This is a genomic window from Pseudomonas sp. 43A (genome assembly GCF_013363935.1).
Taxonomy (GTDB): Bacteria; Pseudomonadota; Gammaproteobacteria; order Pseudomonadales; family Pseudomonadaceae; genus Aquipseudomonas; species Aquipseudomonas crudilactis.
Genome location: NZ_CP054880.1, coordinates 3,161,278 through 3,173,433, shown reverse-complemented (window position 1 = coordinate 3,173,433; position 12,156 = coordinate 3,161,278). Strand labels below are relative to the sequence as shown.

The following is a 12,156-nucleotide window of genomic DNA, read 5'->3' as shown; positions in this document are numbered from 1 at the left end:
TTCGATGGGTTGTCAAACTGTTCATTACGCGATTTCCAATCCATCAATGAAGGACTCAATGTCAGAAAGAGACTGGGCCTTGGATTTAGTATGTAAGGCATCAGGCAGAAGAGCTGCCATGGCTGCTAGGGTCGGTTGGTTGAAAACATCCCGGATGCTCAGATCTGAATGCAGCAATGATTGAATCCGCGCGACTAATTGCACGACCAACAAAGAATGCCCTCCAAGCTCAAAGAAGTTGTCATGACGCCCTACCCGTTCAACTTCCAACACGTCGAGCCAAATGGCCGACAGAGCCTTCTCCACTTCTCCCTGCGCAGCTTCATAGGTCCGCACGCTGTCATAACCGGGCTCGGGTAGAGCCTTGCGATCCACCTTACCGCTGGCATTCAGTGGCAGGCTTTCCAACACCACGACTACACCAGGCACCATGTAGTCCGGCAGCATCTGGCTCAAGCGCTCGCGCAATGTCAGGGAGTCAATGACCGAGCCCAAATGCAACGACACATAAGCGACTAACCGGGCGCCATTTGGACCTTCTTTAGCCACTACCACTGCTTCCCTCACTTCCGGTTGTACCAGCAGTTGGGCTTCTACCTCTCCCAGTTCAATTCGCAATCCGCGAATCTTGACCTGATGGTCGATACGACCGAGGTACTCTAATTGCCCCTCGCTGTTCCAGTGCACCAAGTCACCCGTGCGATACAACCGCTCGCCCGTAGTTGCGAACGGATTCGCCACGAACCGCTCCGCACTCAAACCCGGCTGGCCCAGATAGCCACGCGCCAGGCAAATACCGCCCAGGTACAACTCGCCAGGCACTCCGCCAGGCACAATGTTTAGACTTTCATCAAGCACATAAGTCTTTACATCGCTGATCGGCTGGCCCATCGGTACTTGATAGCCTTCACCTTCACGGCAAGTCCAATGCGTAACCTCAATAGCAGCTTCAGTAGGGCCGTACAGGTTGTTGAGCTGGATCTGCGGGAGTCGTTCGAACACCTGATTCTGCGCTTCGATGGGCAATGCTTCGCCACTGCACACAATTCGCGTGAGGCTGGTACAGGCTTCGATGTGGTCATACGCAAGGAATGCCTGAAGCATCGACGGTACGAAATGCAATGTCGTGATTTGGTGTTCGCGAACAAGTTCGACCAGACGTTGTGGGTCACGATGATCCCCAGGATTGGCCACCACCAACCGGCCTCCTGTGGCCAGCGGCAAGAAGATCTCCCACACCGACACATCAAAACTGAAAGGCGTCTTCTGCAGAACAAAATTCGCGTCGTCGAACTGATACGCTTCTTGCATCCAGACGAGACGGTTATAGAGTGCACAGTGCCGGTTGGCCGCGCCCTTAGGGCGCCCGGTCGACCCAGACGTATAAATCACATACGCCAGGTTTTCACCGTGCAGGATGACGTCCGGATTCTCTGTGGACTGTTTATGCAGATCCACGACATCCAACGACACTGCCTGTAAAGATGAAATATCCGGGATACGGTTTATCATCGTGCTCTGGGTCAAGAGCAATTCGATGCGGCTGTCGCGCACCATGTACGCCAAGCGCTCCGTCGGTAATTCCGGATCCAGCGGCACATAGGCTCCACCAGCCTTCAATATCCCCAACAGGCCAATCACCATGTCCAGCGAGCGCTCGACGGCGATGCCCACCTTCGCTTCCGGTTGTACACCCAGATCGATCAAATGATGGGCCAGTTGGTTAGCCCGGCGATTCAATTCAGCGTAAGTCAGTTTGTTGCCTGCAAAAATGACTGCAGTTGCATCGCCGCGCTCACGTACCTGCTGCTCAAACAGACGATGAACCGGTTGTGCATCTGGATAGCGCGTGGAATTTTCACTCCACGACTGAAGCTGGCATTGCTCCATCGCATCCAGCAGTTGCACATCCCCCAGTGCCTGTTGTGGCTGATCGACCAACGCTTGCAGGATCGCCACGTAATGGCGCGACATGCGCTCAATACTTTCAGCCTCGAACAACTCCTGGGCGTAAGCGAAACTCACCTGAACCCGGCCATCAGCATCCTCGCTGGTGTCGATGGTCAGTTCGAACTGTGCACTTTGCTCACCCAGTACATAGTCTTCCAGGCTGAGCCCGGGCAGCTGCTGCAGCGCCCGCAGGTCCTGCCGCTGATGGTTGACCAGAACTTGGAATAGTGGATGGATGCCTAGATTTCGTTCCGGCTGCAACGCTTCTACCAACTGTTCAAAAGGCAGATCCTGATGCGCCTGTGCACCTAGCATGGCCGCTTTCGCTTGCTCAAGCGCTTGCGTCAGGCTCAGGCGCCCATTCATCACATTTCGTAGCACCTGAGTATTGACGAAGAACCCCACTACGCCTTCGGCTTCCACCCGCTCACGGTTGGCAATAGGTACACCGACGCGGATATCGTGCTGACTGCTGTAGCGATGCAAAAGCGTTTGCACCCCGGTCAACAGTGCCATGAATAAGGTCGCGCCTTGCGTTTGCACTTGTCTGTGTAAGCCCTGAACCAAAGCCTCGGGCAGTTCGAAAGTTTGGCGGGCAGCACGGTAGCGACCGTCTACTTGGCGAGGATGATCCGTCGGCAACTGCAGGATCGGATGCTCGTCACCCAACTGGTTTTTCCAGTAGGCCAGTTGCCGCTCCTGTTCCCCCGCCTCCAGCCAATTGCGTTGCCACACCCCGTAATCGGCGTACTGGATCGGCAAGGCTGCCAGTTCTGGCGTGAGACCTTGAACACGTGCGCTGTATTGCGCCACGAACTCGTCGACGATGATCTGCATCGACCAACCGTCCGAGATGATGTGGTGCATCACCACCACCAGCACATGCTCGTCCGCCGCCTGACGGATCAAGCCGACCCGCAGCAATGGACCAGTCTCCAGATTGAAAGGCGTCTGGTGCAAGCGTACTGCAGTTTTTTTCAGCAACGCCTCACGCTGCGCGGCTGGCTCACTGATCAGATCCACCGTTTCAAACTGCGCTAAAGCCTGAGCTTGGATGATCTGCCGTACCTGCCCGTCATCACCGGCACCGAACACCGTGCGCAGCGATTCGTGACGAGCCACCAAGGCATCAAAGCTGGCTTTCAACGCCTCGACATCCAGCTCACCACGCAGCTTCAGTGCACCACTGATGTGGTACGCCGTGCTGGCCGGCTCCAGTTGCCACAAGAACCATTGCCGTGCCTGGGCATACGAAGGAACCACATCGTCCCGCTGCGTCAGTACGGGAATCGTCTCGATCACAGCACTCTGCCCACCGCCAGCTTTCGCCGCAGCCGCCAAGCTCTGATGCTCGAAAAGATGACGAGGTGTCAGTCCAAGACCATTGGCCCGGGCTCGCGCCACCACCTTCAGACTGAGGATCGAATCGCCACCCAGCTCGAAGAAGTTGTCGTGACGACCGACACGCTCGACCTCCAGTACCGCGGCCCAGATTGCCGCCAGTGTTTCCTCATCGGCACCTCGCGGGGCCTCATACACTCGCTCGCTCTCGAACTCTGGCTCCGGCAATGCCTTGCGGTCCACCTTGCCATTGGCATTCAGCGGCAGGCTTTCTAGTATCACGACCACACCAGGCACCATGTAGTCCGGCAGTGTCTGGCTCAAGCGCTCGCGCAATGTCGGGGAGTCGATGGCTTGTGCCACCACATAACCGACCAGTCGCGCACCACTTGGCCCTTCTTTGGCCACCACCACCGCCGCTGTCACTTCAGGCTGCGCCAGCAGTTGCGCCTCGACTTCACCCAGCTCAATCCGGAAACCACGGATTTTGACCTGATGGTCGATCCGGCCGAGATACTCCAACTGTCCTTCGTGGTTCCAGCGCACCAGATCACCGGTGCGATACAGACGCTCACCCGCCCTGGCGAACGGGCTCGCCACAAAGCGCTCGGCACTCAAGCCTGCCCGCCCGAGATAACCACGAGCCAATAGCTCTCCACCAATATAGAGCTCACCGGCCACACCCTGTGGCACCGTCCCCAAAGAGGCATCCAGCACATAGGCTTGCGTTTCAGAGATAGGGTGCCCAATAGGCACCGGGCTGCGCCCATCATCACTACAGGTCCAGCGGGTAACGTGAATAGTGGTTTCCGTCGGCCCATACATATTTTGCAAACTGACGCCCGTAAGCTGACGAAGCGCTTCACCTTGCATACTCGCAGAGACGGCTTCACCGCCCCACATCACATAACGCAATGGCAAGTGTGCGTTATTGCCAATATGGGCCAAGAAAGCCTGAAGCATCGAAGGCACAAAACTTACGATTGTCACCTGATGCTGGCGAATCAGCTGTGCAATTCTTTCCGGATCACGCTGATCTCCAGGATTAGCCATCACCAGCCGTGCTCCGGCGGTCAATGGTAGGAAAATTTCCCACGCAGAGACGTCAAAGCTGAACGCCGTTTTATGCAACACCGCATCAACTTGCGTCAGCCCATAAGTTTCCTGCATCCAAGTCATGCAACTGCTCAGCGCACGATGACGAATCTCTGCGCCTTTCGGATTACCAGTGGAGCCAGAGGTGTAAATCACATAGCCCAAGTTTTCGTTATGCACAGCAACATTTGGATTTTTTACTGACTCCGCCCTCAGATCCACGGCATCCAGCGCCAATACCTGCAAAGAGGTGGTACTTGAGAGACGGCCACTCACAGTGCTCTGCGTCAGCAGCAGCTTGATACCACTGTCGCGCACCATGTACGCCAAGCGCTCCGCCGGCAACTCCGGATCCAGCGGCACATAGGCCCCACCAGCCTTCAAGATCCCCAACAGGCCAATCACCATGTCCAGCGAGCGCTCGACGGCGATGCCCACCTTCGCTTCCGGTTGCACACCCAGGTTGATCAGGTGATGTGCCAGTTGGTTAGCCCGGCGATTCAATTCAGCGTAAGTCAGTTTGTTGCCTGCAAAAATGACTGCAGTTGCATCGCCGCGCTCACGTACCTGCTGCTCAAACAGACGATGAACCGGTTGTGCATCTGGATAGCGCGTGGAATTTTCACTCCACGACTGAAGCTGGCATTGCTCCATCGCATCCAGCAGTTGCACATCCCCCAGTGCCTGTTGTGGCTGATCGACCAACGCTTGCAGGATCGCCACGTAATGGCGCGACATGCGCTCAATACTTTCAGCCTCGAACAACTCCTGGGCGTAAGCGAAACTCACCTGAACCCGGCCATCAGCATCCTCGCTGGTGTCGATGGTCAGTTCGAACTGTGCACTTTGCTCACCCAGTACATAGTCTTCCAGGCTGAGCCCGGGCAGCTGCTGCAGCGCCCGCAGGTCCTGCCGCTGATGGTTGACCAGAACTTGGAATAGTGGATGGATGCCTAGATTTCGTTCCGGCTGCAACGCTTCTACCAACTGTTCAAAAGGCAGATCCTGATGCGCCTGTGCACCTAGCATGGCCGCTTTCGCTTGCTCAAGCGCTTGCGTCAGGCTCAGGCGCCCATTCATCACATTTCGTAGCACCTGAGTATTGACGAAGAACCCCACTACGCCTTCGGCTTCCACCCGCTCACGGTTGGCAATAGGTACACCGACGCGGATATCGTGCTGACTGCTGTAGCGATGCAAAAGCGTTTGCACCCCGGTCAACAGTGCCATGAATAAGGTCGCGCCTTGCGTTTGCACTTGTCTGTGTAAGCCCTGAACCAAAGCCTCGGGCAGTTCGAAAGTTTGGCGGGCAGCACGGTAGCGACCGTCTACTTGGCGAGGATGATCCGTCGGCAACTGCAGGATCGGATGCTCGTCACCCAACTGGTTTTTCCAGTAGGCCAGTTGCCGCTCCTGTTCCCCCGCCTCCAGCCAATTGCGTTGCCACACCCCGTAATCGGCGTACTGGATCGGCAAGGCTGCCAGTTCTGGCGTGAGACCTTGAACACGTGCGCTGTATTGCGCCACGAACTCGTCGACGATGATCTGCATCGACCAACCGTCCGAGATGATGTGGTGCATCACCACCACCAGCACATGCTCGTCCGCCGCCTGACGGATCAAGCCGACCCGCAGCAATGGACCAGTCTCCAGATTGAAAGGCGTCTGGTGCAAGCGTACTGCAGTTTTTTTCAGCAACGCCTCACGCTGCGCGGCTGGCTCACTGATCAGATCCACCGTTTCAAACTGCGCTAAAGCCTGAGCTTGGATGATCTGCCGTACCTGCCCGTCATCACCGGCACCGAACACCGTGCGCAGCGATTCGTGACGAGCCACCAAGGCATCAAAGCTGGCTTTCAACGCCTCGACATCCAGCTCACCACGCAGCTTCAGTGCACCACTGATGTGGTACGCCGTGCTGGCCGGCTCCAGTTGCCACAAGAACCATTGCCGTGCCTGGGCATACGAAGGAACCACATCGTCCCGCTTCGTCAGCACAGGAATCGTCTCGATCACAGCACTCTGCCCACCGCCAGCTTTCGCCGCAGCCGCCAAGCTCTGATGCTCGAAAAGATGACGAGGTGTCAGTCCAAGACCATTGGCCCGGGCTCGCGCCACCACCTTCAGACTGAGGATCGAATCGCCACCCAGCTCGAAGAAGTTGTCGTGACGGCCGACACGCTCGACCCCCAGTACCGCAACCCAGATTGCCGCCAAAGCTTCCTCGTCGGCACCTCGCGGGGCCTCATACGCTTGCTCGCTCTCGAACTCAGGCTCCGGCAATGCCTTGCGGTCCACCTTGCCATTGGCATTCAGCGGCAGGCTTTCTAGTATCACGACCACACCAGGCACCATGTAGTCCGGCAGTGTCTGGCTCAAGCGCTCGCGCAATGTCAGGGAGTCAATGACCGAGCCCAAATGCAACGACACATAAGCGACTAACCGGGCGCCATTTGGACCTTCTTTAGCCACTACCACTGCTTCCCTCACTTCCGGTTGTACCAGCAGTTGGGCTTCTACCTCTCCCAGTTCAATTCGCAATCCGCGAATCTTGACCTGATGGTCGATACGACCGAGGTACTCTAATTGCCCCTCGCTGTTCCAGTGCACCAAGTCACCCGTGCGATACAACCGCTCGCCCGTAGTTGCGAACGGATTCGCCACGAACCGCTCCGCACTCAAACCCGGCTGGCCCAGATAGCCACGCGCCAGGCAAATACCGCCCAGGTACAACTCGCCAGGCACTCCGCCAGGCACAATGTTTAGACTTTCATCAAGCACATAAGTCTTTACATCGCTGATCGGCTGGCCCATCGGTACTTGATAGCCTTCACCTTCACGGCAAGTCCAATGCGTAACCTCAATAGCAGCTTCAGTAGGGCCGTACAGGTTGTTGAGCTGGATCTGCGGGAGTCGTTCGAACACCTGATTCTGCGCTTCGATGGGCAATGCTTCGCCACTGCACACAATTCGCGTGAGGCTGGTACAGGCTTCGATGTGGTCATACGCAAGGAATGCCTGAAGCATCGACGGTACGAAATGCAATGTCGTGATTTGGTGTTCGCGAACAAGTTCGACCAGACGTTGTGGGTCACGATGATCCCCAGGATTGGCCACCACCAACCGGCCTCCTGTGGCCAGCGGCAAGAAGATCTCCCACACCGACACATCAAAACTGAAAGGCGTCTTCTGCAGAACAAAATTCGCGTCGTCGAACTGATACGCTTCTTGCATCCAGACGAGACGGTTATAGAGTGCACAGTGCCGGTTGGCCGCGCCCTTAGGGCGCCCGGTCGACCCAGACGTATAAATCACATACGCCAGGTTTTCACCGTGCAGGATGACGTCCGGATTCTCTGTGGACTGTTTATGCAGATCCACGACATCCAACGACACTGCCTGTAAAGATGAAATATCCGGGATACGGTTTATCATCGTGCTCTGGGTCAAGAGCAATTCGATGCGGCTGTCGCGCACCATGTACGCCAAGCGCTCCGTCGGTAATTCCGGATCCAGCGGCACATAGGCCCCACCAGCCTTCAAGATCCCCAACAGGCCAATCACCATGTCCAGCGAGCGCTCGACGGCGATGCCCACCTTCGCTTCTGGTTGCACACCCAGTTTGATCAGGTGATGTGCCAGTTGGTTAGCCCGGCGATTCAATTCAGCGTAAGTCAGACTGTCGCCCGCAAAAACGACCGCAGTCGCGTCGCCACACTCGCGAACCCGATCTTCGATCAGGCGATGGACTGGCCGTGCATGTGGGTAACGGGTCGGGTTTTCACCCAAGGCCTGAAGTTGAGCGCGTTCGGCATCTTTGAGCAGTTCGATATCACCCAGCGTTTTTTGCGGCTGTTCGGCCAACGCAGCGACGACTCCTTCAACCGCCGACTGCATGTACTCACACAGTTTCTGCGCGCTGAACGACTCATGAATGCGCCCCACCAGTTGGAAGCTTCTGCCCAGATCGTCCACGGTCATATCGATCGGATAATTGGTTCTTTCTCCACCACCGATCAACGCCATGCCTTCCCAGATACCGTCCGTCCCTCCCACACCCGGCTCCACGCTGTGACGATAGTTCAGCAAGGCCGAGAATAACGGTGTACCTCTCGCCATCCCGCTGCAGCGTTGCGCCAGCGAAAGACTCGCGTGCTCGTGGTGCATCAGGTCGGTCAATCCAGCATGTGTCTCTTGCAGGCTTTGCACAACGGTGCGCATGCCCAGCTTGATCCTCATTGGCAGTGTATTGATAAACATTCCCAACGCTCGATCAGCACCTTCACCGCCTTGCATCCGCCCAAACAACACCGTGCCAAATACTACGTCGTCCTTACCGGTGCTTCTGGCCAGAACCAGTGCCCAGGCAAGGTGGAACAGGGCTGCTGCGCTGACGCCATAACGTTGTGCTTGTTGCCGAACCCGCACAGACAGATCATCGGCCAATGGGAAACGCGCCTCTGAGACGACTTGGCCATCCCCTTGCACATCAAGCAAACCAAACGGTGCCGTCGATTCGTCCACGTCGCCTAGCACTTGGGTAAAGAATTCTTCGTGTTCGACACGACTCATACCTTGTTGGGCTTGCACTACAAACCGGCGGAACGGGATCGGTTCAGGCAGATCTGCCTCTCGACCATCCTGAATCAGGCTGATCTCTTCGACAATCAGCTCTAGCGTCGCGTGGTCCAGCACCAAATGATGGCAAGGAAGTTGCAACAACCAGCGCGATTGCTTGGCATCATTTGCAGCCACTGCGCGAATCATAGGTGCTCGGCGCACATCAATACGGTTGTATTGAGGATCGACATATGCATTCAACCTCTCGGCTGCTCCACCTGAAACGAGCAATTCGTCTGGTAGCCATTCAAGCTGAATCCGCGCCTGTCGGCAGACAACTTGCACAGGTGCGTCCAGGTCCTCCCATAGCACTGCCGTTCGCAAGATATCGTGACGTTCAATCACCTTATTAAAATTGGTGATGAAACGCTCCAGCCGCGCCTGGCTGTCAAAACTCAATAGGTGTGTAATAACGTAAACATCACCCTGAGGCTGCAAATGATGAAACAGGATGCCTTCCTGTAATGGTGCCAGCGGATAGATATCCTGAATGTTGCCTGCGCCGCCCGGAATGGCCGCTTCGATCCGCTCGATCTGCCGCGCATCGAGATCAATCAGAGGCAACATTTCGGGCCTGATGGCCTGGCAATTGTCGGGAATCAGGTTCGGGGGAACTACCACGTCATGTCGATCGCGGTTCTGCGCTACCGCCAAAGTAAAAGCGGCCAGCTCGGGCTGTTGAAACAGAGTGCGCACCTGAACTGCCATGCCTTGAGCACGCATTCGCTCAAGAACACTCAGCGCAAGCAATGAATGCCCTCCCAACTCGAAGAAATTATCATTGCGTCCAACGCGCTCAACCCCAAGCACTTCAGCCCAGATTGCCGCCAAAGCTTCCTCGTCCGCACCTCGCGGGGCCTCATACGCTCGCTCGCTCTCGAACTCTGGCTCCGGTAATGCCTTGCGGTCCACCTTGCCATTGGCATTCAGCGGCAGGCTTTCCAGTAACACGACTACACCAGGCACCATGTAGTCCGGCAGTGTCTGGCTCAAGCGCTCGCGTAATGTCGGGGAGTCGATAGCTTGCGCCACCACATAACCGATCAGTCGCGCCCCACTTGGCCCTTCTTTGGTCACCACCACCGCCGCTGTCACTTCAGGCTGCGCCAGCAGTTGCGCCTCGACTTCACCCAGCTCAATCCGGAAACCGCGGATTTTGACCTGATGGTCGATCCGGCCGAGATACTCCAACTGTCCTTCGCGGTTCCAGCGCACCAGATCGCCGGTGCGATACAGACGCTCGCCATTTTTGGCCAATGGACTGGCTACAAAGCGTTCAGCACTCAGGCCGGTCTGGCCCAAGTATCCTCGTGCCATTCCCGTACCGCCAAGATACAATTCGCCGACGACACCTATTGGTGCGACATTGAGATCCACATCGAGCACCCATGCGCTGGTTTGGTTGACAGGCAGCCCGATCGGGATCACTCCAGATGAAAGATCCGAATTATCAACGCGGTGGCAAGCGGCAAACGTCGTGCACTCTGTTGGTCCGTATCCATTGATTAGCGAAACGGCTTCAAGACTTGCTAATGCCTTGCAAGCATGAATCGACGACATAGCCTCGCCACCTGTTAGCAACTGCGTCAAAGACGACAGCCGCTCAGGGCGACTCTCAATCATCTGATTGAATAATGCTCCGGTAAGCCAAGCAGTATTGACCCTCTGTTCTGCGATCAAGTCCGCCAGCTCGTCGAGAGCCAGACGATCGTTATTGGCCTGCACTAAAAGGCCGCCATTGCACAAGCAGCCCCAAATTTCGAACGTTGATGCATCAAATGTCAGAGGCGCAAAATGGAGCATGCGAACCTCAGGATTAAGTTGCACATAGTCAACAGCAAAGACCAGGCGCGTTACAGCCTGGTGGAGGATTTCTGTGCCCTTTGGCCTGCCTGTCGATCCCGACGTGTAGATCACATATGCCAGATTTTTTTCGTGGATGGCGAGTTTCGGGTTTTCGGCACATTCCTCTTCCAGCTCCAGCCTATCCAAAACCACCAGCTGCAGAGATTGCACGCTCGCGATACGGTTTATTACGGTGGACTGGGTCAGCAGCAATTTGATGCCACTATCGTCCATCATGTACGTCTGCCGCTCCTGCGGATAATCCGGATCCACAGGCACATAGGCGCCCCCGGCCTTCAATATCCCCAACAGGCCAATCACCATGTCCAGCGAGCGCTCGACGGCAATGCCCACCTTCACTTCCGGTTGCACACCCAGTTTGATCAGGTGATGTGCCAGTTGGTTAGCCCGGCGATTCAATTCAGCGTAAGTCAGTTTGTTGCCTGCAAAAATGACTGCAGTTGCATCGCCGCGCTCACGTACCTGCTGCTCAAACAGACGATGAACCGGTTGTGCATCTGGATAGCGCGTGGAATTTTCACTCCACGACTGAAGCTGGCATTGCTCCATCGCATCCAGCAGTTGCACATCCCCCAGTGCCTGTTGTGGCTGATCGACCAACGCTTGCAGGATCGCCACGTAATGGCGCGACATGCGCTCAATACTTTCAGCCTCGAACAACTCCTGGGCGTAAGCGAAACTCACCTGAACCCGGCCATCAGCATCCTCGCTGGTGTCGATGGTCAGTTCGAACTGTGCACTTTGCTCACCCAGTACATAGTCTTCCAGGCTGAGCCCGGGCAGCTGCTGCAGCGCCCGCAGGTCCTGCCGCTGATGGTTGACCATCACCTGAAACAGCGGGTTGATGCCCAGGTTACGTTCCGGCTGCAACGCTTCTACCAACTGTTCAAAAGGCAGATCCTGATGCGCCTGTGCACCTAGCATGGCCGCTTTCGCTTGCTCAAGCGCTTGCGTCAGGCTCAGGCGCCCATTCATCACATTCCGTAGCACCTGAGTATTGACGAAGAACCCCACTACGCCTTCGGTTTCCACCCGCTCACGGTTGGCAATAGGTGCCCCGACTCTAATATCTTCTTGTCCGCTGTAGCGGTGGAGCAACACCTGAGCTCCCGCCAATAACGCCATGAACAGCGTTGCATTCTCTGCTTGTGCTCGCTTGTGCAGGCCTTGGACCAAAACAGCTGGTAGTTCAAGACTGTGGCGGGCAGCACGGTAGCGGCCTTCTACTTGGCGAGGATGATCCGTCGGCAACTGCAGGATCGGATGCTCGTCACCCAACTGGTT

At 56.4% G+C, this 12,156-nt stretch carries 1 protein-coding gene (only partly in view); it reads right to left on the bottom strand.

Going from position 1 to position 12,156, the window contains the following annotated elements:
• Positions 1–24: 24 nt before the first annotated feature.
• A protein-coding gene (locus HUW52_RS30180) for a non-ribosomal peptide synthase/polyketide synthase (RefSeq protein WP_175552661.1) crosses the window boundary here: on the bottom strand, positions 25–12,156 show its 3' portion. 13,407 nt of this gene lie beyond the right edge of the window; the window shows 12,132 of its 25,539 coding nt (coding positions 13,408–25,539); its start codon lies beyond the right edge, outside the window; its stop codon occupies positions 25–27.